This window comes from Salinirussus salinus, assembly GCF_009831455.1.
GTDB lineage: Archaea > Halobacteriota > Halobacteria > Halobacteriales > Haloarculaceae > Salinirussus > Salinirussus salinus.
Window position 1 is genome coordinate 1,239,753 of the sequence record NZ_WOWO01000002.1, and the last position, 21,269, is coordinate 1,261,021.

At 69.4% G+C, this 21,269-nt stretch carries 26 protein-coding genes; 14 read left to right on the plus strand and 12 right to left on the minus strand.

The features are described 5' to 3' along the window. Window positions 1-81: 81 nt before the first annotated feature. The 6 genes from GN153_RS09725 to GN153_RS09750 all read left to right on the plus strand — a co-directional run bounded on the left by GN153_RS09725 (window position 82) and on the right by GN153_RS09750 (window position 6,169). Window positions 82-420, plus strand: a complete 339-nt coding sequence (locus GN153_RS09725) for a 4Fe-4S dicluster domain-containing protein (protein ID WP_159902106.1) — start codon at window positions 82-84, stop codon at window positions 418-420. A 275-nt stretch (window positions 421-695) separates the two neighbouring features. Beyond that, entirely contained in the window at window positions 696-1,613 is a 918-nt protein-coding gene (locus GN153_RS09730; protein ID WP_159902262.1) for an electron transfer flavoprotein subunit beta/FixA family protein, read from the plus strand. A 2-nt stretch (window positions 1,614-1,615) separates the two neighbouring features. Beyond that, window positions 1,616-3,298 carry an electron transfer flavoprotein subunit alpha/FixB family protein gene (locus GN153_RS09735; RefSeq protein ID WP_159902108.1) on the plus strand — a complete coding sequence of 561 codons (1,683 nt, stop codon included), beginning with the start codon at window positions 1,616-1,618 and terminating at the stop codon, window positions 3,296-3,298. Then, window positions 3,291-4,946, plus strand: a complete 1,656-nt coding sequence (locus GN153_RS09740; protein ID WP_159902110.1) for an FAD-dependent monooxygenase — start codon at window positions 3,291-3,293, stop codon at window positions 4,944-4,946. Before GN153_RS09735 ends, GN153_RS09740 begins: the two co-directional genes overlap by 8 nt. Continuing rightward, window positions 4,943-5,320, plus strand: coding sequence for a hypothetical protein (locus tag GN153_RS09745; RefSeq protein WP_159902112.1), 378 nt, complete (start codon window positions 4,943-4,945; stop codon window positions 5,318-5,320). The genes GN153_RS09740 and GN153_RS09745 overlap by 4 nt, the downstream gene beginning before the upstream one ends. Window positions 5,321-5,437: 117 nt before the next feature. Beyond that, window positions 5,438-6,169: a GNAT family N-acetyltransferase gene (locus GN153_RS09750; RefSeq protein WP_159902114.1), complete on the plus strand. Its 732-nt coding sequence runs from the start codon at window positions 5,438-5,440 to the stop codon at window positions 6,167-6,169. Here the strand turns inward: GN153_RS09750 and GN153_RS17505 are convergent. From GN153_RS17505 to tmcA, 3 genes are all read right to left on the minus strand, one after another. Then, window positions 6,166-6,339 carry a hypothetical protein gene (locus tag GN153_RS17505; RefSeq protein WP_201287842.1) on the minus strand — a complete coding sequence of 58 codons (174 nt, stop codon included), beginning with the start codon at window positions 6,337-6,339 and terminating at the stop codon, window positions 6,166-6,168. The two genes, GN153_RS09750 and GN153_RS17505, sit on opposite strands and share 4 nt — an antisense overlap. A gap of 445 nt (window positions 6,340-6,784) precedes the next feature. Continuing rightward, entirely contained in the window at window positions 6,785-7,294 is a 510-nt protein-coding gene (locus tag GN153_RS09755; protein WP_159902264.1) for a DUF456 domain-containing protein, read from the minus strand. 14 nt (window positions 7,295-7,308) lie between these two features. Further along, window positions 7,309-9,609: a tRNA(Met) cytidine acetyltransferase TmcA gene (gene tmcA, locus GN153_RS09760; RefSeq protein ID WP_159902116.1), complete on the minus strand. Its 2,301-nt coding sequence runs from the start codon at window positions 9,607-9,609 to the stop codon at window positions 7,309-7,311. Window positions 9,610-9,831: 222 nt separating this feature from the next. On the opposite strand from tmcA, the gene rpl7ae reads away from it, so the two are divergent. The 7 genes from rpl7ae to GN153_RS09795 all read left to right on the plus strand — a co-directional run bounded on the left by rpl7ae (window position 9,832) and on the right by GN153_RS09795 (window position 13,844). Beyond that, on the plus strand, window positions 9,832-10,194 hold the full coding sequence (gene rpl7ae / locus GN153_RS09765) for a 50S ribosomal protein L7Ae (protein WP_159902118.1): 363 nt from the start codon (window positions 9,832-9,834) through the stop codon (window positions 10,192-10,194). A 5-nt stretch (window positions 10,195-10,199) separates the two neighbouring features. Continuing rightward, window positions 10,200-10,436 carry a 30S ribosomal protein S28e gene (locus tag GN153_RS09770; RefSeq protein ID WP_159902120.1) on the plus strand — a complete coding sequence of 79 codons (237 nt, stop codon included), beginning with the start codon at window positions 10,200-10,202 and terminating at the stop codon, window positions 10,434-10,436. Further along, on the plus strand, window positions 10,436-10,879 hold the full coding sequence (locus GN153_RS09775) for a 50S ribosomal protein L24e (protein WP_159902122.1): 444 nt from the start codon (window positions 10,436-10,438) through the stop codon (window positions 10,877-10,879). Before GN153_RS09770 ends, GN153_RS09775 begins: the two co-directional genes overlap by 1 nt. After that, window positions 10,876-11,343: a nucleoside-diphosphate kinase gene (gene ndk, locus GN153_RS09780; RefSeq protein ID WP_159902124.1), complete on the plus strand. Its 468-nt coding sequence runs from the start codon at window positions 10,876-10,878 to the stop codon at window positions 11,341-11,343. The genes GN153_RS09775 and ndk overlap by 4 nt, the downstream gene beginning before the upstream one ends. Window positions 11,344-11,474: 131 nt before the next feature. Beyond that, window positions 11,475-12,218, plus strand: coding sequence for a beta-ketoacyl-ACP reductase (locus GN153_RS09785; RefSeq protein WP_159902126.1), 744 nt, complete (start codon window positions 11,475-11,477; stop codon window positions 12,216-12,218). Next, on the plus strand, window positions 12,215-13,381 hold the full coding sequence (locus GN153_RS09790; RefSeq protein ID WP_159902128.1) for a thiolase domain-containing protein: 1,167 nt from the start codon (window positions 12,215-12,217) through the stop codon (window positions 13,379-13,381). Before GN153_RS09785 ends, GN153_RS09790 begins: the two co-directional genes overlap by 4 nt. 55 nt (window positions 13,382-13,436) lie before the next feature. After that, window positions 13,437-13,844 carry a Zn-ribbon domain-containing OB-fold protein gene (locus GN153_RS09795; protein WP_159902130.1) on the plus strand — a complete coding sequence of 136 codons (408 nt, stop codon included), beginning with the start codon at window positions 13,437-13,439 and terminating at the stop codon, window positions 13,842-13,844. Window positions 13,845-13,901: 57 nt separating this feature from the next. On the opposite strand, the gene GN153_RS09800 is transcribed toward GN153_RS09795, so the two are convergent. From GN153_RS09800 to GN153_RS09825, 6 genes are read right to left on the minus strand one after another with little or no spacing between them, the layout of a single operon-like run. Further along, window positions 13,902-14,966: a methionine synthase gene (locus GN153_RS09800; protein WP_159902132.1), complete on the minus strand. Its 1,065-nt coding sequence runs from the start codon at window positions 14,964-14,966 to the stop codon at window positions 13,902-13,904. Continuing rightward, a complete protein-coding gene (locus GN153_RS09805; protein WP_159902134.1) occupies window positions 14,963-15,958 on the minus strand; it encodes a 5-methyltetrahydropteroyltriglutamate--homocysteine methyltransferase in 996 nt (331 codons plus the stop codon). Before GN153_RS09805 ends, GN153_RS09800 begins: the two co-directional genes overlap by 4 nt. A 26-nt stretch (window positions 15,959-15,984) precedes the next feature. Then, window positions 15,985-16,602, minus strand: a complete 618-nt coding sequence (locus GN153_RS09810) for a HemK2/MTQ2 family protein methyltransferase (protein WP_201287843.1) — start codon at window positions 16,600-16,602, stop codon at window positions 15,985-15,987. After that, window positions 16,599-17,483 carry a 16S ribosomal RNA methyltransferase A gene (locus GN153_RS09815; RefSeq protein WP_159902136.1) on the minus strand — a complete coding sequence of 295 codons (885 nt, stop codon included), beginning with the start codon at window positions 17,481-17,483 and terminating at the stop codon, window positions 16,599-16,601. The genes GN153_RS09810 and GN153_RS09815 overlap by 4 nt, the downstream gene beginning before the upstream one ends. Continuing rightward, the gene (locus GN153_RS09820; protein WP_159902138.1) at window positions 17,480-18,058 is read right to left on the minus strand and encodes a DUF655 domain-containing protein; all 579 of its coding nucleotides are present in this window, start codon (window positions 18,056-18,058) and stop codon (window positions 17,480-17,482) included. Before GN153_RS09820 ends, GN153_RS09815 begins: the two co-directional genes overlap by 4 nt. 49 nt (window positions 18,059-18,107) lie before the next feature. Further along, a complete protein-coding gene (locus tag GN153_RS09825; protein ID WP_159902140.1) occupies window positions 18,108-18,464 on the minus strand; it encodes an RNA polymerase Rpb4 family protein in 357 nt (118 codons plus the stop codon). A 135-nt stretch (window positions 18,465-18,599) separates the two neighbouring features. Here GN153_RS09825 and GN153_RS09830 point away from each other — a divergent pair, with 135 nt between their 5' ends. Beyond that, on the plus strand, window positions 18,600-20,270 hold the full coding sequence (locus tag GN153_RS09830) for a long-chain fatty acid--CoA ligase (protein WP_159902142.1): 1,671 nt from the start codon (window positions 18,600-18,602) through the stop codon (window positions 20,268-20,270). 85 nt (window positions 20,271-20,355) lie between these two features. On the opposite strand, the gene GN153_RS09835 is transcribed toward GN153_RS09830, so the two are convergent. The 3 genes from GN153_RS09835 to GN153_RS09845 all read right to left on the minus strand — a co-directional run bounded on the left by GN153_RS09835 (window position 20,356) and on the right by GN153_RS09845 (window position 21,162). Then, entirely contained in the window at window positions 20,356-20,646 is a 291-nt protein-coding gene (locus GN153_RS09835) for a 50S ribosomal protein L21e (RefSeq protein ID WP_159902144.1), read from the minus strand. A gap of 67 nt (window positions 20,647-20,713) precedes the next feature. Beyond that, window positions 20,714-20,980 (minus strand): elongation factor 1-beta, encoded by a 267-nt coding sequence (locus tag GN153_RS09840; protein ID WP_159902146.1) that lies wholly within the window; start codon window positions 20,978-20,980, stop codon window positions 20,714-20,716. A gap of 2 nt (window positions 20,981-20,982) precedes the next feature. Then, window positions 20,983-21,162, minus strand: a complete 180-nt coding sequence (locus tag GN153_RS09845) for an HVO_2753 family zinc finger protein (protein ID WP_159902148.1) — start codon at window positions 21,160-21,162, stop codon at window positions 20,983-20,985. Window positions 21,163-21,269: the final 107 nt, after the last annotated feature.

A 21,269-nucleotide genomic window follows, 5' to 3' on the forward strand; every position in this document is an offset into this window, starting at 1 on the left:
GAGAGATGCCCGGCGGCAGGGGCGACGGATGCCGGTTCGGTCAAAGCTTTAAGTTCAGCCGCTGACTGATATCAGGTACCAATGGCCATCGATCCCGAATTCGAGGAGACCTACGAGGAAGTCGAGCGCCACGAGGGACACCGCGTCTGGACGCAGGACGGCGAGGACCCGACCGACGAGGTTCAGGGGATTCACGGGACGCACGTGGCCGTGGACTTCGACCTCTGTATCGCCGACGGGGCGTGTCTGGAGGACTGTCCCGTCGACGTCTTCGAGTGGGTGGACACGCCCGGCCACCCCGAGAGCGAGATCAAGGCCGACCCGACCCACGAGGACCAGTGTATCGACTGTATGCTCTGTGTCGACGTCTGCCCGGTCGACGCCATCGACGTCGACCCCTCGCGGGCCGGCCGGATATGACCTGCGAGCCCGCTGACCGGCGGACCTGAGGCGCGCGCCCGACACCGCTCCGTCAGCTCTGCCCCCGGCTGGAGGGGACCTTCCGTCGCCGGGGCAACGGTAGCCGGCCTCTACCAGCACCGGCCCCGCCGGGCCGCCACGCCACTCCCGGCCGTCGAGCCGTGGCTCTCCCCGTTCTGACCGGCCGAACCGCCCCACTGCTGGCAGTTACGTGACGTGTATCGTAAGGCTTAGAAGGTACTGGATGTGGGTCTCACACACGGTAAAGAATGTCAATCAGAAGCGTCGTACTGACGAAAGGCGTGCCGGACTTCAGAGAGGGGCAGGTGTCCTTCGACGAGGACGGACACCTGGAGCGGGGGAAGACACCGACGGTGATGAACCCCAACGACAAGCACGCGCTGCGTGCTGCCCTCCAGACGAAGGTGCGCCACGGTGGTACAGTGTCGCTGATGAGCATGGGGCCGCCCGGCTACGCGGAGGTCCTCCAGGAGGGGATGCAGGACGTCTACGCCGACGACCTCTATCTCCTCTCGGACCGCGAGATGGGCGCGGCCGACACGTGGGCGACGGCGATGACCGTCACCACCGGGCTGGAACACCTCGAGGAGGAACCGGACCTGGTGTTCGCGGGCTTCAAGACCGCCGACGGGGAGACCGGCCACACCGGTCCCCAGACCAACTGGTGTATCGACATCAACGAGGAGATGACCGACCGGCCGCTGATCACCCACGTCATCGCGCTGGACATCGACGAGGAGGCGGGCACGGTGCGCGCGAAACGCCTCGTCGAGGGTGACATCTCCGAGATCGAGACCATCGAGGCCGAGCTGCCAGCGTTCATCGTCGCGGACCCCGAGTTCGAGGCCAGCTACCGGAAGGCCGAGCACCGGCTCCGGCACAAGGACTTCCGGGAGCAGACCCAGCAGCGGGCCGCCGAGTTCGGCGAGTACCTCGCCGACGACTCGGAGAAGGAGATGACCGACTTCGAGCACTTCACCATGTGGAACCAGGAGGACCTGAATCTCGACCCCGACTTCATCGGGCTGGACGGCTCGCCGACGATCGTCGCGGGCGTCGACCCGATCCCGAAAGCGCCCTCCGAGCGGGAGGCGACGATGGTCGACCCCGACGACGCCGAGGGGATGGGCGACGTGCTCGAGGAGATGGAGCCCTACGCGGCAGGTGACTGACCATGCCGGAAATCGACCCCACCGACCACGAGATCGCCGACCTCGGACCGAAGATCAAGGATATCGACGACGAGCAGGAACTCGAGGAGATGCTGGCCATGGAGAAAGGCGGCGAGGGGCGCGCCCCCGTCGTCACGCTCATCGAGGACCGCCTCGAGAAGGTGGCCGGCGACGACGAGGACGAACAGGACCCCAGCGAGGTCGACCTGACGGAGCTGACCATCGCCGACATCGCCAACATGGTCCGCGACGTCGAGGAGGTCGACGTGCTGGAGGGTCTGCTGGAGCGGGAGAAGGAGGGCAAGGACCGGAAGGGCGCCAAAGAGCAGATCGAGAGCCGCATCCAGTCCATCGAGGGCAGCGACGAGGAGGAGGAGACGGAAGTCGAGTACGTCCCCCCCGAGGAGAAACACCCCGACCTCGACCATCCGACCGCTGACAAGCAGTACGTCGAGGGGACCGTCGGCGGCGAGTACCGCGACATGTGGGTCTACTGCGAGACCCAGCGCGGCGAGCTGATCGACGTCTCCCGGGAGATGCTCGGCAAGGCCCGGGAGCTGATGGACCTGTACAACGCCGACCCGTCCGAGGCCACGGAAGACGAGCCCTCCGGCCGGTACGGCGGCGACGAGAACGGCGAGCCCGAGGAGGTCGTCGCGGTGATCATCGGCGACGAGGTCGAAGGGCTGACCGAGGAGGCGGTCGCCTACGGCGCCGACCGCGTGGTCTACCACGAAGACGAGCGGCTGGAGCGGTTCCGGCACAAGCCCTACACCGAGATCTTCGTCAACATGTGCCGGGACTGGGAGGCCGACTGGCGGGACTACCACGAGCCCCGCTACACGGTCTTCCCGGCGACGAACAACGGCCGGGACCTCTCGGCGCTCGTCCAGGGCGAGCTCGACTCCGGGCTGGCCTCGGACTGTTCGGGGCTGTACATCGAGGAGGCGATGATCTCCAATCCGGCGAAGACCGGCACGCCCGGCGACTCCAAGGAGTTCGAGCGGATCCTCCACATGAAGCGGCCGGACTTCTCCGGGTTCGAGTACTCCACCATCCTCTGTATCGACAAACCACACCGGGACTTCCACCCGCAGGGCGCCTCCGTCATCCCGGGTGCCTTCGAGGTACCCGAGCCCGACCACGAGCGCGAGGGCGAGGTGACCGAACACGACCTCGAGCTGCCCGACGACTGGTTCCAGGTGGAAGTGACCGACTACGACCGGCTAGACGAGGGGGTCGACCTCACGGGCAACGACGTCGTCGTCGCGATGGGCCGGGGGATCGGCGAGAACCCCACCGAGGGGATCGAGCTCGGTCTCGAACTGACCGACCAGTTCGAGGAGGCCGACATGGGGCTCTCGCGGGGCGTCATCACCGCCTCCTACCAGTTCGACGGTCACGTCGAGCAGTACATCACGGAAGAACGCCAGATCGGCGAGTCCGGCCAGGTCGTCGAGCCCGACCTCTACATCGCCGCGGGCATCTCCGGGGCGGTCCAGCACAAGGTCGGCATGGACGAGTCCGACACCATCGTCGCGATCAACGAGGACCCGGACGCGGACATCCGGGACTTCTCCGATTACTACATCCAGGGCGACCTCTTCGAGGTGATCCCCCGGCTGGTGGAGGCGATCGAGGCCGGCGAGTTCGCCGAGGCGATCGCAGAGGTGAGCAATGACTGACGAACACTACGAGGCAGTCGTCGTCGGGGCCGGTCCCGGCGGCGCGGCCGCGGCGGCCTCGCTGGCCGAGCGCGGCGTCGAGACGCTGGTCCTCGAGCGGGGCGTCGACGCGGGCTCGAAGAACGTCTCCGGCGGGCTGATCTACGCCGAGGAGTCCGCCCCCTACACGATCGACGACTTCTTCCCCGACGTGCGGGAGGCGGCGACCGAGCGGGCGGTCGACGAGCACTACATCCACAACGTGGCCGGCGAGAAGGTCAAGACCTTCGACCTCGAGGGGGTCCACCAGCACGACACCGAGTGGTGTGACGCCGTCCTCCGGCGGAAGATGGACTCCTGGCTGGCCGAGCGGGTCCACGAGAAGACCCGCGAGACCGGCGGCGGTCTCCTCACGGGCGTCCGCGTCAACGGGCTGCTCCGCGAGGGCGGCGAGATCGTCGGCGTCACCTGCGACGAACTCGACCCGATCCGCGCGGACCTGGTCGTCGCCGCGGACGGGGTCAACTCCGAACTCGCCAGGGACGCCGGCCTGATGGACTGGGACGAGCCCGAGGAGTGGTTCCAGGGCGTCAAGGCCGTCGTCGAGATGGACCGCGAGGACATCAACGAGCGCTTCGGCCTCGAGGACGACGAGGGCGTGGCCCACCTGTTCTCGGGCGACCTCTTCGACGGCGTCCGCGGCGGGGGCTTTCTCTACACCAACGAGGAGTCGCTGTCGATCGGGACCGTCTTCCACCTCGACTCGATCGCCGAGGAGCGCGCCGAGCCCCACGAGCTGCTCGACGGCCTGCTGACCCACCCGCTGATGGACCAGTGGCTTCAGGGCGAGTACGAGGAGCGGGAGTACTCCGCGAAGCTCGTCCCCGACTCGAAGAAGGTGGCCCACCCCTCGCCACACCAGGGCCGGCTCGTGCTCGTGGGCGACGCGGCCGGCCAGATGCAGGCCCAGGGGCCGATCATCAAGGGCATGAACCACGCGGTCACCGCCGGCGGGCTGGTCGGCGAGGCCTTCACCGAGGCGAAAAGCCGCAACGACCCCGGCGCAGTCGGCGACCTCTACGAGCAGAAACTCCGCTCGGAGGGCGTCCTGAAGAAGCTGCGCCCGCGGCGGTACCGCTGGACCCGGTCGCTCACCGAGAACGGCGTCCTGAACAGGGTCCAGAGCGGGCTGGTCAACTCGCCGGTCGGCACCGCGGGGATCAAGCTGTTCGGCGGGCTCGTCGAGCGCGCCTTCAACTCCCCGTTCGTGCTCGGGATGATCCCCGACACCCGCTTCTCCTACGTCGACGTCCCGACGAAGATCGGGGAGACGCTGGGGACGCGGGTCGACGCCGAGAACGACGTCGAGCCACCGGAGCTCGACGACCGCATCGGCGACCTGACCTACGACGTCGACGACCCCCACATCGAACTCCAGGACAACAGCTTCGCGGCCAGCGGGACGGCAGTGACGGCCTGTCCGGTCAGCGCCAAGGACTTCGGCGGGGGCTGTTACCGCGAGGAGACCGTCAAGTCCAACGGCCGCGAGGAGCGGGTGGTGAGTCTGGACACCCAGCCCTGCGTCGAGTGTGGCACCTGCGCGGTCGTCGCCGACACGAAGTGGGAACACCCGCCCGGCGGCAAGGGCGTCGAGTTCAAGCAGGGATGAGTTCGGCACGGGCCCGGTTCACCGAGCGGATCCACGACCTCGCGGCCGAGGCCGAGCGGGACCGTGAGGCCTTCGAGCCGCCGGTCGACCCGCCCGACGAGGAGGGGGCGATGGACTACCTCCGGGAGGGGGCCGGGCCGGCAGTCTCGCTGTTCGTCGAGGCCCGGACCGGCCAGCACATGGTCCACTTCCCGCCAGAGGAGTACCACGCCCTGGAGGGGGCGATGAACGAGTGGTTCGAGCTCTACGCCGCCTGCTACGGCGTCGAGCTGGACGCCGACTTCGCGCTCCGGGAGGCCGCGGACCTGCTGCTGGACACCCGCAACATCAAGGACGTCGCCCAGCTGCTGACGCACGTCCCCGAGCGGCAGTAACGCGACCTCGCTAGCGGTTACCCCCTTCCTTCGTCCGGTTCACCGCTCTCGAAACGTCCGTAGCCACCGCATACTCCGGGACAAACCGTTAAATACCGGGCCGTGATACCAACCCACATGGAACTGACGGAGACACTCGAGTTCGACCACGACGACCGGGAGGACATCTACGAGTACATCGAGTCACACGGCGCGAGCCGACCGAAGCAGGTCCGGAAGTCGCTGAACATGGGCGAGCGGGCCTTCGGCCACCACGCGGCCATCCTCAAGCGGGACGGGGTGCTGGAGGAGGCCGACGGGAGACTCCGGATCGCGTTCGAGGCAGGCACCGAGGAGGAGTTCGAGGCCGAGGACGTCGAGTTCGCCATCCGGCAGGCCCGCGAGGAGGACCTGACGGGGCTGGTCGGCGCGATCCGGCAGGCCATCGGCGGCGGCGCCTACGTCGACGCCGAGACGGTCGCCGACGTCGTCGACAGCGAGGGCGTCCTGCTCCGGCACAACGAACTCGAATCGCGCATCTTCTTCGTCGCTACCGTCGACGGCGAGGTGGTGGGCTGGGTCCACCTCAAACACCCCGAAAGCGCGAAGCTCGCCCACACCGCCGAACTCACCGTCGGCGTCCTCGAGGAGTACCGTGGCAACAGCATCGGGAGCCACCTCCTCGAGCGGGGCCTGGAGTGGGGCCAGTCCCAGGGGTTCGAGCGGATCTACAACTCCATCCCCTCCACGAACGAGGACGCCATCGAGTTCCTCGAGGGGCGGGGATGGGAAGTCGAGGCCGTCCGCGAGGGCCACTACAAGCTCGACGGCGAGTACATCGACGAGGTGATGATGGCAAGGGAGCTCTAGGCCGCCCCGTCAGGCAGTTCGTCGTCGGCCGTCTCCAGCGCGTCCGCGACGACCCCCTCCTGTCGGCTCTCGACGCGGGCGTGGGCCGCACACACCACTCTGTTCTCCGTCCAGGGGATGTGCAACTCGAAGCTCGCCTCCCGGGCACAGTCCTCCTGGGTACACTCCATGCGCCCCCTTCGTGTGCGCGGTTTACAAGCGTTTCCGGTGCGCGGACGGTCGCGTTTAGTTAGGCAGTCGTACCGCCAGAGGTGTTGAGAACAGCAGGAAAGCCCCGGACGTCTGGATTCGGGGGCACCGGCAGACTCACTCCGTTCGTCTGCCGAGCCTCCGCTCGTTACACTCGCGGAGACCTCACTGCGGTCCTTGCGTCGTCCGCCGTCGTCCAGACGCCCGCCCCTTTCAGTCCCGCCCGACTCGGCTGTCCAGACTGGGCGGGACAGAAAGGGGCCGGAGGCTCGCGGAGCGAGACCACGTAAGCACCGCAACGCAGTGAGGAGCGTAGCGAGTCGCAGCCTGCGAGCCTCCGGGGGCTTTCTTGCTGGAGTGAGTCCCGTCTCTGCTACACTAAACACTGCCGCGCGGACCGGCTTCGTTCCCGTCAGTAACGCTCGCTCAGACCAGCGCGACCAGCACCATCGCCACCAGGATCGAGAGCGCGAGCAGGAGCTGGACCAGCGCCGAGGCGAGGATGCCGACGACCGCTCCGAGCGCGGCCCTGGCGCTGCCACGGGCGTCGCGGGCCCTGAGGTACTCGACCAGGAAGACCGTCCCCGCGACCCCGACGACGATCCCGACGGGACCGGCGACGAAAAACAGCGCCAGTCCGACGACCCCGGCCGCGGCCGTCGTCGTGGCGGACGCGCCGCCGGCGGACGCCCCGAGCGCGCCGCCGAAGAGGTCGACCGCGACGCCGAGCAGCCCGACGAACAGGAGCGCGACCAGCACGACCGTCGAGGGGTCGGCGTAGCCGCTGGCCCACCAGTAGACCAGCACGCCGGCGACGGACAGCGCCGGCCCCGGGACCAGCGGGAGGACACTCCCCAGAACGCCCGCGACCAGGAGGGCGAAGGCCACGAGCACCGGGAGGTCGACGCCCAGAACGAGCGGGACCGCGTCGGGCATCGCCGCGCTCGCGGTCACCGCAACCGCCTCCGGTCCTCGCGTGCGGCCTCCGTCCCGTACCGGTCGACGAGGCTGCCGGCGACCCGGCCCATCGCCCGCTTGCACTCGGCGGTCGAGGGGTAGTCGAGCGCGTCGGCGACCTCCGGCCAGGGGCGGGCCTGCAGGGCTTTCAGGACGAGCAGGCGCTCGGCGCGGGCGTCGACCCGAGAGGCGCCCTCCGGGAGGGAGCCGTCACCGGTGTCAGCCCCTCCGGCGAGGTGGTGAAGCGCCAGCCGCCGGAACGGGCGGGGTGCGGTATCGAAGATAGCCGCTCCCTCGGCGGTGCCGGTGACGACCCGCCACTCCAGTTCCGAGATGTCGAGCGCGGGTGCGCCGTCGGCGGTATCCGGGCCGACGGTCCCGTCGTGGTCGACTGCTCGCAGGGCCGCCCGCACCACGTCCGGCTCCACACCGGAGAGCGGGTCCGCGAGCATGCCCGGTACTCGCCGCAGGAACCAGCCGGTGTGGCGGTCGAGCAGCTCCCGTCCGGCCGCGGAGACCGGGGCGACCATCACCGCGGAGTGCTCGCCGCTGCGCTCGTTTCTGGTCGTCGAGAGGTGGACGGTCCGAAAGCCGTTGTCGGCCCAGAAGTCGACGAGGGCGGGCGTGGCGCCGTAGCCGACGCCGAGGTAGTCGAGGTCGCGGTCGCCGGCCTCCGACCGAACGCGCTCGAGCAGCAGCGAGCCCAGGCCCCGCGAGCGTGCGGCGGGGTGGGTGGCGATCCGGAGGACGCGCCAGCCGACCGGGACGCCCGCGCGCTCGTCGCGACACTGCGTGGTCAGCACGTCGGGGACCATGTTCCCGCGCACGCGCTCGCCGGCGTACATCCGTCCCCGCAGGTCCGCGGGCAGCCCGCCCTCCCGGGCGAGCAGGGCAACCGAGGCGACGTGGTCGCCCTGCAGCAGCGCCCGGACGGCGACGTTCGGGGCGTCGAGCAGCCGCGCGAGGTCGTCGGGCTCCGTCCGGTAGTGAGCGGTCACGAGCAGGCCGAAGGCCTCCCGAAGGAGGTGCTCGTCGGCGAGCAGGTCGGCCGAGGAGAGTCGCCGGAATTCGACCGTCTCGGGCTCAGCGTCGGCGACGAGCGGGTCCACGGCCGGGCGGGCGTCCAGCGCGAGCGCGCGGAAGGCCCACACCTCGACCGGGTCACAGGGCGCGTAGCGGATCGGCGTGGCCAGCGTGACCTCCCGCACGTCCCGGCCGGATTCCGCCAAACGGTCCCGAAAGCGCACGTCGAAGCCCCGGCCCGCACCCTCGTAGCCGTGGACGGTCGTGGCGAAGGCGGCCGCCGGCGCCTCGAGCAACGCCTCCAGGCGCGCGACCGGGAGGGCGGCAGCCTCGTCGGCGATGGCGAGGTCGGGGTCCTCGGGCAGCTCCGCTGCCTCGGCGGGCGGGAGGAAGCGGACCCGGCCGTCCCCGGTGTTCAGGCGACGGGGGTTCTCGGGAGCGTCCTGGTCAGCGAGGGCGCCCAGGTCCGCGAGCAGCTCCCGGACGCGGGCGAACAGTTCGCGGGCGTTGCGGTAGGCGGGGGCGGTGACGAGCACGTCCCGGCCCTCGCGGGCGAGACAGGCCGCGGCCAGGCCGGCGGCGCTCGATTTCCCGCGGCCGCGGTCGGCCTCGAGGACGAGCGCCTCGAACTCCTCGAAGGCGGCGACGGCCCCGGCCTGGTCGGCCGTCCGGCAGGCCTCGTAGGCAGCGGCCGGGAAGCGGTGGTCCTCGGGCGGCTCGGGGTCGGGTGGCGCTCTGCGTGGTGGCGGGTCAGTCAGGCCCTCCCGCTCGACGGCCCCGGTGTCGACGTCGACGACAGCGACCCCGCGGTGGGCCCGCAGCGTGTCGACGAGCCGCCGGCGGAAGTGGCCCGACACGTCGGACCGCTCGAAGGGAGGAACGGCGAGCGTCGCGTCGAAGCCGTCCCGGCGGTCGGGCCAGTCGTCGAGGGGTGGAGTCAACAACAGCAGCAGCCCACCCCCGTCCACGGCGCCCACCGCACGGCCGATGGCGTTTGGCCGGCAGGCCTCCTGGCAGTCGACGACGACCGCCTCGCGGGTGGTCCCGAGCAGTTCGGTCGCGCGGTCCAGCGGGAGGTGTTCGGTGGAGTCGAGTACCGGGGCAGCGAGTGCCGCATCGGCGGGGCCGAGATACGTGCCGTCGGTGACGCCGGCGGCTGCGAGGGCGTCGGCGGCGCGCTCGCGGGTCCGGTCGGCCGCGCCGGCGAGCACGAGCAGCCGGCGCTCGCCGGCACGGCGGGCCTCCGCTCGTAGCCTGGCCGCCAGCTCCATACCCAGGGTCGGCAGGGCTGCGTGTTGAGGACTGCGGTCGGCAGCCGGTCCCACGGCGCGGGGGCTTCGAAAGCGCTTTAGGCAACCGAGAGCCAGTAGCGGGTACAGCCTGCACAGGGTTGATGACGCTCCCAGCCCGCACAGGACTCTCAGGCCACAGGCCCGCGGGGTGACCCGCGAGGGCGGGGGAGTGCGAGCCCGTGTGCAGGAGGTGACCACCATATGTCAGTGTACGTCGATTTCGACGTCCCGGCAGACCTCGAGGAGGACGCGCTCGAAGCCCTCGAGGTCGCCCGGGACACGGGACGAGTAAAGAAAGGAACAAACGAGACGACGAAGGCCGTCGAGCGCGGTAACGCCGAGCTGGTCTACGTCGCCGAGGACGTCCAGCCCGAGGAGGTCGTGATGCACCTGCCCGAGCTGGCCGCCGAGAAGGATATCCCCTACGTCTTCGTCGGCACCCAGGACGACATCGGCCACGCCGCCGGCCTCGAGGTCGGCAGCGCCGCCGCAGCCATCGTCGACGCCGGCGAGGCAAGCGAGGACGTCCAGGACATCGCCGACAAGGTCGACGAGCTCCGGTGATCTAGATGAGTACAGAGGAAACCGAGGATGAGGGCGGTGGCGGCTCCACGCCGGCGGAGGTCATCGAGGTCGTGGGCCGGACCGGGATGCACGGCGAGGCCATGCAGGTCAAGTGTCGCATCCGCGAGGGCGAGAACCAGGGGCGGATCATCACCCGGAACGTCCTCGGCCCGGTCCGGGAGGGCGACGTGCTCCAGCTTCGCGAGACCGCCCGCGAGGCCGACCAGATCGGAGGCCAATAATGCCACGAACCAACGAGTGTGACTTCTGTGGCGGCGACATCGAGCCCGGCACGGGCACGATGTTCGTCCGCACGGACGGCAGCACGGTCCACTTCTGCTCCTCGAAGTGCGAGAAAAACGCCGACCTCGGCCGCCGGGCCCGCGACCTGGAATGGACCGAGGAGGGCGAGGAGACAGCCGCGGCGGCCGGGGAGTCCGAGGAGAGCCCCGGCCGCGAGGCCGACATCGAGGACCAGGGACAGGACGTCGACGCGGCGGCCGGGACGCCGGACGTCGAGGAGAGCGAAGAGGTCGAAGCCGCCGAGGAGGCGGCGACCGAGCCCGGCCCCGAGGGTGAGGGCGCCGAGGAGGCCGCCGCCGACGGCGACGCCGAGCCGGCCGAGGCCGTCGAGGACGACGGGGAGGCCGACGACGACCAGGAAGAGGAGGAAGCCGAAGCATGAGCGAAGAGCGCGAGCGGACGTTCGTGATGGTCAAGCCGGACGGCGTCCAGCGCGGGCTGGTCGGCGAGATCGTCTCCCGGTTCGAGCAGCGGGGGCTGAAGCTGGTCGGCGCGAAGTTCATGCGGATCGACGAGGAGCTGGCCCACGACCACTACGCCGAACACGAGGACAAGCCCTTCTTCGAGGGCCTCGTGGAATTCATCACCAGCGGCCCGGTGATGGCGATGGTCTGGGAGGGCCAGGACGCCACCCGGCAGGTCCGGGCGATGATGGGCGAGACCGACCCCGCCGACTCCGCCCCTGGCACGATCCGCGGGGACCTCGGGCTCGACCTGGGACGCAACGTCATCCACGGCTCCGACCACGAGGACCCGGGCGCGAACGAGCGGGAGATCGAACTCTTCTTCGACGACGACGAGCTGGTCGAGTGGGAGCAGGTCGACGAGACCTGGCTCTACGAGTGACCGGGCACGTCGCCGGTCGTCCGGCGCCCGTTTTCGCGTTGCTTTCCGACCGCCGACACGTTCGGCGGATTTGCCCCCGACGCCAGCCTGATATACCCCGGTAGTGTAGTACCGTTGTGAAGTGATATATGATGACATTGGACAACCGAACGTGCCTCGTGACGGGCGCATCGAGAGGGATCGGGCGCGGGATCGCGGAGGAGTTCGGGCGCCAGGGGGCGAACGTCGTCGTCAACTACCGGTCCTCGGAGGACGCCGCCTACGAGGTCAGAGATTTCATCGACGGGGAGGGTGGCGAGGCCATCGCCGCACAGGCCGACGTCTCCGACCTCGGGGAGGTCCAGGAGATGTACCAGTCGGTCCACGACGCGTTCGGAGGGGTCGACGTCCTCGTCAACAACGCGGGCGTCACCGTCGACAAGAAGTTCGAGAACATGACCCGCGAGGACTGGGAGTGGGTGGTCGACGTCAACCTCGGCGGGATGTTCAACTGCACGAAGACCTGCTTCGAGGACATCCGGAACGCCCGGGAGGGGCGGTTGATCAACATCTCCAGCGTCGTCGGCCAGCAGGGCAACTACGGCCAGGCCAACTACGCGACCACCAAGTCCGGCATGTTCGGGTTCACCCGCACGATCGCCCTGGAGCTGGCCCGCGAGGGGTCGACTGCCAACTGCGTCGCGCCGGGCTTCGTGAAGACGGACATGCTGGCGGACGTCCCCGACCGGGTCAAGGAGGGGATCCTCGACCGGATCCCGCTCGACCGCTTCGCTGAAGTCGAGGACATCGTCGGCATGGTCCGCTTTCTGGCCAGCGAGGAGTCCAGCTACATGACCGGCCAGGTGCTCGGCGTCAACGGGGGCATGGAGTGGTGACCGCGCCGCGCGTCGCCGGAGTCGGGATGACCGCGTTCGGGAAATCCCCCGAGCGGACGGGCCGCGAACTGTTCGCCGAGGCCGCGCGGAAGGCCTACGACGACGCGGGCCTGGGACCGGACGCGGTCGAGGAAGTGTTCTACGGCAACTTCATGGGACAGCACGCCGAACAGCAGGGCCACTCCGGGCCGCTGGCCGCGGACAGCGCGGGCGTGACAGCGCCCGCGACCCGTATCGAGAGCGCCTGTGCCTCCTCGGGAGCCGCGGTCCGACTGGGCGTCGAGCGAGTCCGCAACGGCGCCGCCGACTGCGTCCTCGTCGGCGGCGGCGAGCGGATGACCAACCTCTCGACCCCCGAGGGGACCGCCGGACTCGCGAGCGCCGCGGACGCCCTCTGGGAGATCAAGGCCGGGGTCACCTTTCCCGGGGCCTACTCGCTGATGGCCAACCGCTACTTCCACGAGCACGGCGGCGACCGGGAAGACCTGGCGGCCATCGCGGTCAAGAACCACCGCCACGCCGCCGAGAACCCGCTGGCGCAGTTCCAGCGGGAGATCACCGTCGAGGACGTCCTCTCGGCCCCGACGGTCTGCTCGCCCTTTGGCCTCTATGACTGCTCGCCGATGTCGGACGGCGGCAGCGCCGCCCTGCTGGTCAGCGAGGAGTTTGCCGACGAGCACGGGCTCGACCCGGAAGTCGCCATCGCGGGCACCGGCCAGGGCGGCGACCGGATGGCGCTGCACGACCGGGTCTCGATGACCCGCACCCCCGCGGCCGAACGGGCCGCCGAGGCGGCCTACGAGGACGCCGGCGTCGGCCCCCAGGACATCGACGTCGCGGAGGTCCACGACTGCTTCACCATCGCGGAGGTGCTCGCGCTGGAAGCGCTGGGCTTCTACGAGGCCGGCGAAGCCATCAGTGCCGCGACCGACGGCGAGACCGACATGGACGGCGACCTGCCGGTCAACCTCTCTGGCGGGCTCAAGGCCAAGGGCCACCCCGTCGGCGCGACCGGCGGCGCCCAGATATCCGAGCTGACGAAGCTGCTCCGCGGGGACCACGTCAACAGCGACGCCGTCGCCGACGCCGAGGTGGGGCTGACCCACAACGCCGGCGGGACGGTCGCGAGTTGTGTCGTGAACGTGTTGGAGGTGGTTGCATGAGCGAACGGAGTGAGCGAGTGCAACGACGCCAGAGCTCCGCTCTGGAGGTGATAGCATGAGCGAGGACGGGCCGCGGGACGCGGGCTACGACGACTTCCTCGACGCCGTCGAGGCGGGCGAGCCCTACTATCTGGAGAGCCCCAGCGGCAACGGCTGGCTGCCGCCCCGGGAGTTCGACCCCGAGACCGGCGAGCGGGAGCTGACCGAGGAGCCGCTACCGGAGACCGGCGAGGTACTCACCAAGACGGTCGTCAACGTCGCCGGTCCCTCCTTCGCCGACGACGCGCCCTATATCGTCGCGGTCGCGCAGTTCGGCCCGGTCCGGCTGACCGGCCAGATCCGCGTCGAGGGACAGAAACGCGGCGTCGGGTCGGAGGAAGTCGAGGTCGGCCAGGCGGTCGAGATCGACGTCGGTCACAACGAGACCGAGGGCGAACGCGTGGTCGTCCTCGAGCCGGTCTGACAGGCGGCACACCCTTGCCGGTGCTCCGCCGCCGGCTCGCGGACGACGGCAGTAGGGTCAGTCGTCCGCGCTGGCGGCCGGGGCCTCGACATCTATCCGGCCGGCGTCCAGTTCCGCCTCGACCTCGCGGGCGGCCCGGACCATGTTCTCCATCTTCTGATACGCGACCTCGCGGGGCAACAGCTTCAGCCCGCAATCGGGCGAGATGGTCAGCCGCTCGGGCGGGACGACCTTCAACCCCTGTTTGATGTTCTCTTTGATCTCCGCGACCGATTCGACCTCGGCGGTGTGGTTGTCGACGACGCCCAGCGCAAGGTCCAGCGTGAACGGGGGGTCGGTGAAGACGTCGATCTGCGCGAAGTCGTCGTTGGTGAGCTCGAGGTCGAGTTCGTCGACCGGGAAATCGAGCGCCTCGGGGTAGATCCGGGAGTAGTCGCCGTAGCAGACGTGCAGCCCGACCCGGACGTCGTCGGGGACGTCGGCGACGATGTGTTCCAGGGCCTCGCCGACCAGCGCGTGGTCGTCCGGCGTCGTGGCGAGGGCGGGCTCGTCGATCTGGATGTAGCGGGCGCCGGCCTCGACGAGGGCGTCGATCTCCTCGTTGACCAGGTCCGCCAGGTCCAGTGCCAGCTCGCGCTCGGTGTCGTAGGCCTCGTTAAAGGACCAGGACGCCAGCGTGTACGGGCCCGTGATGGGAACCTTGACCGGCGAGTCGGCGACCGAGGCGGTGAACTCGTACTCGGAGACGAGCCACTCCCGGTCGCGCTCGAGTTCGCTGACCACGGATGGCTTGTCGAAGTAGTTGTGCCCCCACACCTTCACGCGGCCGTTGAACTCGTAGCCGTCGATCCGGTGGGCGAAGTACTCGACCATCTCGTTGCGCCGCATCTCGCCGTCCGTGACGACGTCCAGGCCGGCCCGCTCGTGTTCCTCGGTGATGAGACGGGCCGCGTCATCCGTCGCTTCCGCCCAGTTCTCGTCGGTGAAGCCGGTGTCGTCATCCTCGTGGAGTTCGCGGACCCGGTCGAGCCACTTGGGCTTCCTGTAGCTGCCGACGACCGTCGTCAGCAGGAAGTGGTCGTTGGGGTGGTCGTCGGGCCGGAACTGCTCGCGGTTGCTCATGCAGTCACCTCCGGCCCCGCGGCCGCAGCCTCTGCCAGCGCGTCCAGCTTGGCCTCGAACTTGTTGACCGGGAGGTAGAACAGCTCGGTGTTGGCAGTGGCGTAGACGGTTCCGAAGTCCTCGTTGGGCGTGCCCTCCTCGAACCACTCGACCCGCTCGCGGACCGTGTCGGGGCTCTCGACCAGCGTGTTCTGGCCGTCGACCAGGCCCAGCGCAACGTCGTCGGTGGTGCCGTACTCCTGGACGTTGTAGAGGTTGTCGTCGGCCTCGCTCACGAGGTCGTAGCCGAGCGCGTCGATGTCGGCGTCGAGGACGTGGGCGTGGGCCTTCTCGGTCAGCGCCCCCCAGTAGGGGTAGAGAACGACCTCGGCGTCGGCTGCGCCGGCGACGGTGTCGATGGCCTCGCTGACCCGCTCGCCGGCCTCGCCCGGCGGCTCCGTGACGAGCGAGGGCGCCAGCAGAAAGAGCGTCTCCATGGGCGGGCACTCCCGGACCTCCGCGGCGAGGAAGTCGGCGACCGCGTCCAGGAACTCCGCCTCGTCGCCGTAGTGCTCGTCGGTGGCGAGGTCGGCGAGCGAGTACGGGTCCGGCAGGACGCCCTGGAGCTGCTCGCTGGCGACGTCGACCGCATCGAGTTCGGCGGCCACGTCGCCGGTGGCCGACAGGTCACCGGTGACGACCGGCTCGCGGTAGAAGTTGTTGTTGTCGTAGTAGCGGACGATGCCGCGGGTCTCGACGGCGTCGTTGACCGCCAGCGGGTGGGCGAGCATGTCGTCCCACCGTAGCTGGCCCTCGACGACCCGGTCGAGTCCCGCCTCCTGTTGGCGTTCGACAACCTCCGCGCGGGCCCGGTCGTAGGCCGCCGTGAGGTCCTCGCCCTCGTCGCCGCTGATCAGGTCCTCCTTCTGGCGGCCCTTCAGGTCCGCCAGTTCGTCTTTCGCCCAGTCGGGCAGCGGATACAGCCCGGGAGTGGTCGCAACCACGCGTGACATTACGTCCGGATACGCCAGCAGGTCGTTTAGGACTTCTGCATCCCCAGCTCGAGCACCACGAGTTCCTCGAACGGATACGACTCCGAGCGCACACGCTCGACAGTGAGTCCAGCCGCGGTCGCCCGCTCGCGGACCGCGTCCAGGCCGGTCAGCGTCGAGACGAGTAGGTAGGCCACCCCGTCGGGCGACAGCACCCGGCCGACGGAGTCCAAGAAGGGCTCGACGACCGCGCGGCCGTCCTCGCCGCCCGACAGCGCCCGCTCCATCGGGTCGTCCCACTCCAGTTCCGGCGGCGTCGGGAGGTAGGGGGGGTTGAACAGAACGGCGTCGAACGCGTCGTCGGGAAAGGGGTCGACGAGGTTCGCACGGATCACCTCGACCCCCGCCTCGCGGGCCTGCCGGCAGGCCTCGGCGGTGATATCGGTCCCGACGACGCGGGCGCCGGTCTCGTCTGCCACCCGGCGGGCGACGTAGCCCGACCCGACGCCGACCTCACAGACCAGGCCGCCGTCGATGCGGTCGACGGCCACCTCCGCGAGCAGCCGGGAGTCCTCGGCGGGCTGGTAGACCGTGTCGAGGTCGCGGCGGTCGGCCAGCCGGGGGCGGTCGGTCTCCGGGCCGTCAGCGTCGCCGCCGTCGGTCACGACGGTTCACCGACCTCCCAGGCCAGCGTGGCCAGGTCCGCGAAGGCCTCCGGCGGCAGCTCGCCCGCCCGCGCGCTCATGACGTCCTCGTCGGCGGCCGCGACGACGGCCTCCGGGTCACCCAGCCCCGAGATGTGGGCCGTGTTGCGGACGGCGTTGCGCATCGTTTTCCGGCGCTGGGTGAACACCGCCTTGAGAAACTGCAGGAAGAAGTCGCTACTCGGTACGTCGTAGGCCGGGTCGCGGGGCGTCGTCCGCACGACGGCGCTCTCGACGGCCGGCTGCGGGTCGAAGGCCTCCGGGGGGATGGTCTCGACGAGTTCGACGTCGGCGTAGTGGTTCGCGGCGACGGAGAGCCGGCCGTAGTCGTCGTCCCCGGGACCGGCAGCCATCCGCTCGGCGAACTCCCGCTGGAAAGTGAGCACCAGCGGCCGGCCCAGCGGAAGTAAGCGGAAGGCGAGTTCGCTGGAGGGGCCGTAGGGCAGATTCGAGACGGAGGCGTCAAAGTCCGGCAAGTCGACCGCCAGGGCGTCGCCCTCGAGGACGGTCAGCCGACCGGCGGCGACCTCGTCGGCGAACTCCTCGCGGAGGAAGGCCGCGAGGTCGGGGTCGCGCTCGACCGCCGTGACGCGCCCGAGCGCGAGCAGCCGGTCGGTCAGCGCGCCCGTCCCGGCGCCGATTTCGAGGACGTGGTCGGCGGCGGTCCGAAGGTAGCCCGGCAGGCGGTCGAGCACCCGGTCGTCGACCAGGAAGTGCTGGTCCTTCCGCGGGTCGCCGTGGACGCCCGCCCGAGCCCGGAGAGCGTCGGGGTCGCGGGAACGGCGGGCGCCCGTCCCCCGGTTTCCGTCCGTGTCGCGGTCCCCGTCTGTCCCCTGGGTCATTCGCCTCCCTCGCCGTCTTCCCGGCGGGCGAAGGTGCGGTACTTGAGGTCGTCCTCCCGGACCTCCTCGAGGATGCGCTCGACGAGCACCTCGTCGGGGCCGTGGAGGCCGCTGACCCGTGCTTCGAGGTCCTCGAAGCCCTCGAAGGGGCGGCGCTTGCGCTCGTCGAGGATGGCGTTGCGGAGTTTCTTCCCGATGCCGGGCAGGAGGTTGAGCTGGTGGAGCCGGAGGGTGATCGGCTGGGCGTCGTTGTAGAAGTCGACGAAGCGGTCCTCCTCGGCGGCGACGAGTTCCTCGACGGCGTAGTCCAGTTCCGACTGCGCGCCACCCGGGAGGTCCCCGTACTCGACCTCGTGGAACCGCTCGACGCCGGGTGCGTCGTCGAGCGCGACCCGGTCGCCGATGGTGAACTCGGGGTCGTCGACGACGACCTCGTACAGCCGGAAGTCGGCGACGTCGAGCGCGTAGACGAGCGGCTGTTTCTGGTACTGTGGCCGGTCGTCCTCGGTGCGCCCGTGTGGCAGGTAGTCGAGGACCACCGCCTCGTGCCCGCCGGCGTCGCGCTCGTCGGTCATGCCTGTGAAGTAGGGGAACAGGCAACTTAAACCCCGGCAGCCCGCCGGGTCAGGCGTACTGCTTGACGACGTTGAGGATCTCGTCGAGTTCCTCGCCCGACAGTGAGAACCGCTCCTGGGCGTAGACCGCGCGGAGTTCGTCCCGGTCGCGGGGCTTGAGGTCGACGATCTTGTGGGCGGTGGCCTCGTCGACCTTCTCCAGCTCCAGGAGGTCGGCGACGAACTGGCGGGCCTCCTCGGGCTCCAGCATGGCAAACCGGTTGACGTGCTCGACAGCCCGGGCGAGTTCGTAGCGCATCTCCCGGTCCTCGTCGGCGGCCCGCTCGGTCTCCAGCCCCTCAAGGATCTCCTTGGTCTCCGCGATAGTGAGATACTCCTCGTCGACTTTGTCCTTGAAGATAGTCATAGCGGCTCATACAGCCCTGCGTGTTGTAAAGCTCTCGATACACGCCGCGTCCGGAGGGGAGCGGCGGGGCGGGAGGCCCGCGGGGAATCCAGGTTTTCCAAAACAGTCAGGTGAGACCGGGGCGAAGGGGGGAGTATGCCCGGGGGAACAGACCAGACCCTGCGACCGTTCCTGTGGCGCGCGGAGAGGATGTATCCGGACACGGAGATCGTCTCCCGCACCCACGACGGGACCGAGCGGTACACATACGACGAGTACGGCGACCGGGCGGCACAGCTCGCCCACGCGATGGACGGGACGGGCGTCCCCGAGGGCGAGCGGGTGGGGACGTTCTGCTGGAACCACCACCGCCACTTCGAGACCTACTTCGCCATCCCGACGACTGGCCGGCAACTTCACACGATCAATCCACTCCTGCCCGACGAGCACATCCAGTATATCGTCCAGAACGCGGGCGACCGGATCATCTTCCTCGACCCCTCGCTGGCCGAGAAACTGGCCGGCGCCTACGAGGAAGAGGCCTTCGAGACCGTCGAACAGTTCGTCGTCATGGGCTCGGAGGTCCCCGACGTGGACCTCGACGCGGTCGACTACGAGTCGTTCATCGACGGCCACGACACGAGCTACGACTGGCCGGTCGTCGGCGAGGAGACCCCCGCGGGGATGTGTTACACCTCGGGGACGACGGGCAAGCCCAAGGGCGTCGAGTACACCCAGAAGATGCTCTGGAGCCACACGATGGCGACGATGAGTCCCCAGGGGCTGGGCATCAGCGACGACGACGTCGTGATGCCGGTGGTGCCGATGTTCCACGTCAACGCCTGGGGGATGCCCTTCACGACGACGGCGGCGGGCGCGAAACACGTCTATCCCGGCCCGTCGCCGGAGCCGGAGGACCTCGCGACCCTGATCGAGGAGGAGGGGGTGACCGTCACCGCCGGCGTCCCGACGGTCTGGCTGGGCCTCCAGGAGTACATCCAGGCGGGCAACGACGTCGACCTGTCCTCGCTGGAGTCGGTGATCATCGGCGGCTCGGCCGCCCCGAAAGCGATGATCGAGTGGTTCGACGACCGCGGCGTCACGGTCGACCACGCCTGGGGGATGACCGAGATGAGCCCGATCGGGAGCGTCTCCCGCCTCAAAAGCGGGCTCGCCGAGGAGCTCTCCTACGAGGAGCAGATCGACAAGCGCGCCAAGCAGGGACTGATGGTCCCCGGCCTAGAGTTCAAGGTCGTCGACGACGAGGGCGAGGAGGTGCCCTGGAACGGTGAGGACTTCGGCGAACTCCACATCCGCGGCCCCTGGGTCACCCAGGAGTACTTCAAACGTCCCGAGGCGAACGAGGAGGACTTCGAGGACGACGAGGGCGGCCGGTGGCTCAAGACCGGCGACGTCGTCACCGTCGACGAGGACGGTTACATCAAGATCGTCGACCGAGCCAAGGACGTCATCAAGTCCGGCGGGGAGTGGATCTCCAGTGTCGAACTGGAAAACGCCATCATGGCCCACGACGACGTGACCGAGGCCGCCGTCGTCGGCGTCCCCCACGAGCGCTGGCAGGAGCGCCCCGTCGCCTTCATCGTCCCGGCGGAGGGCGTCGACCCCGACGAGCTCGAGGCCGAGGTCATGGAGATGCTCGGCGAGGAGTACCCCAAGTGGTGGCTGCCCGACGACCTCATCCAGATCGACGAGGTGCCGAAGACCGCGACCGGGAAGTTCTCGAAGAAGGACCTGCGCGAGGAGTACGCCGACGAGTCACTCGTCGAGGGGCAGGTGCCCGAAGAGGCCGCCCCGGACGACGACTGACCGGCCGGCCTGTCGCCACCGGTCACAGGCTTCACTGGTCACGCGACGTCCGGAAAGCAACAGCAACGGAAGCGCAGAAAGCGGATTACTCGGCGGCGACGAGGTGGGCGGGCCGGGCGATGAGCGTCTTCTCCTTGCCGCCGTCGACGACCTCGACCTTGTAGGCCTCGCCCTGCTGGCCGACGACAGTGCCGGTCTGTCCGGCGAACCGGGGGTGGTACTGACCCTCCTGAACGCTCGGGTCGAGCTTCAGGTGGACCGTGTCGCCGGCCTCGAACCGTTCGGTGGTCTGCTGGGGCGGGGACATCCCCCGCTCCCGGGCGTCGTTTTTCAGCTTGTTCCGCGTTCCCTGGCGTGGTCCGTTGGAGTCGGGCATTGACGTGAGTTGAGCGGTCGAACGGATAAAGGAAGCGTTCCGCGGTTGCAGCGACACCGGAACGGCGCTACAGCCGGCCGACGTCGCCGACCTCGACGCTCTCGACGTCCTCGACCTCGGCGAAGGCCTCCTCGACGGCTTCGGTGCCGCCGGCCTCGTCCGGGACGATCACCGTCGGGAGCAGGGCGACCAGCCCGAAGGCGACGTCGTCGCGCTTGAACCCCTGGATCTGGGCGCCCTCCGGCAGGGCCGCCTCCAGGCGCTCCTGGAGCGCGTCGAGGTCGACTTCGGGGCTCTCCGGCATGACCTTGATCTGAGCTGCGACCTTCCCCATGGTTACGGCCCCGTGAATCCGCAGTCAGGACACTCGTAGAGGTTGCTCTGCTTGCGGCACTTGGCACACCGGTAGACCTGGTGGCCACACTCGGGACACGCGAAGGCCGCCGCGTTCGTCCCGGCGATGTTGATGCCACAGGAGATGCACTTCTGGGCGCGTTTCCCCTCGCTTTGGCTCATACCCCACTTACGTCGTCGCCGGCTTTTAACCGTTGTTATACGGACGGACGTTCCTCCCGTCTGACCCCGAGGTGGACACTCCCCCGCCCCCGACGCCGCCGGCCGCG

Bases quoted from the DNA above. Each gene is read 5' to 3' on its own strand.
- GN153_RS09830 (WP_159902142.1), top strand. From the start codon at position 18,600: ATGCCCGGGGGAACAGACCAGACCCTGCGACCGTTCCTGTGGCGCGCG.
- GN153_RS09800 (WP_159902132.1), bottom strand. From the start codon at position 14,966: ATGAGCAACCGCGAGCAGTTCCGGCCCGACGACCACCCCAACGACCAC.
- GN153_RS09745 (WP_159902112.1), top strand. From the start codon at position 4,943: ATGAGTTCGGCACGGGCCCGGTTCACCGAGCGGATCCACGACCTCGCG.
- GN153_RS09770 (WP_159902120.1), top strand. From the start codon at position 10,200: ATGAGTACAGAGGAAACCGAGGATGAGGGCGGTGGCGGCTCCACGCCG.
- tmcA (WP_159902116.1), bottom strand. From the start codon at position 9,609: ATGGAGCTGGCGGCCAGGCTACGAGCGGAGGCCCGCCGTGCCGGCGAG.
- GN153_RS17505 (WP_201287842.1), bottom strand. From the start codon at position 6,339: ATGGAGTGTACCCAGGAGGACTGTGCCCGGGAGGCGAGCTTCGAGTTG.
- rpl7ae (WP_159902118.1), top strand. From the start codon at position 9,832: ATGTCAGTGTACGTCGATTTCGACGTCCCGGCAGACCTCGAGGAGGAC.
- GN153_RS09845 (WP_159902148.1), bottom strand. From the start codon at position 21,162: ATGAGCCAAAGCGAGGGGAAACGCGCCCAGAAGTGCATCTCCTGTGGC.
- GN153_RS09785 (WP_159902126.1), top strand. From the start codon at position 11,475: ATGACATTGGACAACCGAACGTGCCTCGTGACGGGCGCATCGAGAGGG.
- GN153_RS09820 (WP_159902138.1), bottom strand. From the start codon at position 18,058: ATGACCGACGAGCGCGACGCCGGCGGGCACGAGGCGGTGGTCCTCGAC.
- GN153_RS09775 (WP_159902122.1), top strand. From the start codon at position 10,436: ATGCCACGAACCAACGAGTGTGACTTCTGTGGCGGCGACATCGAGCCC.
- GN153_RS09805 (WP_159902134.1), bottom strand. From the start codon at position 15,958: ATGTCACGCGTGGTTGCGACCACTCCCGGGCTGTATCCGCTGCCCGAC.
- GN153_RS09750 (WP_159902114.1), top strand. From the start codon at position 5,438: ATGGAACTGACGGAGACACTCGAGTTCGACCACGACGACCGGGAGGAC.
- GN153_RS09725 (WP_159902106.1), top strand. From the start codon at position 82: ATGGCCATCGATCCCGAATTCGAGGAGACCTACGAGGAAGTCGAGCGC.
- GN153_RS09740 (WP_159902110.1), top strand. From the start codon at position 3,291: ATGACTGACGAACACTACGAGGCAGTCGTCGTCGGGGCCGGTCCCGGC.
- GN153_RS09755 (WP_159902264.1), bottom strand. From the start codon at position 7,294: ATGCCCGACGCGGTCCCGCTCGTTCTGGGCGTCGACCTCCCGGTGCTC.
- ndk (WP_159902124.1), top strand. From the start codon at position 10,876: ATGAGCGAAGAGCGCGAGCGGACGTTCGTGATGGTCAAGCCGGACGGC.
- GN153_RS09735 (WP_159902108.1), top strand. From the start codon at position 1,616: ATGCCGGAAATCGACCCCACCGACCACGAGATCGCCGACCTCGGACCG.
- GN153_RS09815 (WP_159902136.1), bottom strand. From the start codon at position 17,483: ATGACCCAGGGGACAGACGGGGACCGCGACACGGACGGAAACCGGGGG.
- GN153_RS09795 (WP_159902130.1), top strand. From the start codon at position 13,437: ATGAGCGAGGACGGGCCGCGGGACGCGGGCTACGACGACTTCCTCGAC.
- GN153_RS09825 (WP_159902140.1), bottom strand. From the start codon at position 18,464: ATGACTATCTTCAAGGACAAAGTCGACGAGGAGTATCTCACTATCGCG.
- GN153_RS09840 (WP_159902146.1), bottom strand. From the start codon at position 20,980: ATGGGGAAGGTCGCAGCTCAGATCAAGGTCATGCCGGAGAGCCCCGAA.
- GN153_RS09835 (WP_159902144.1), bottom strand. From the start codon at position 20,646: ATGCCCGACTCCAACGGACCACGCCAGGGAACGCGGAACAAGCTGAAA.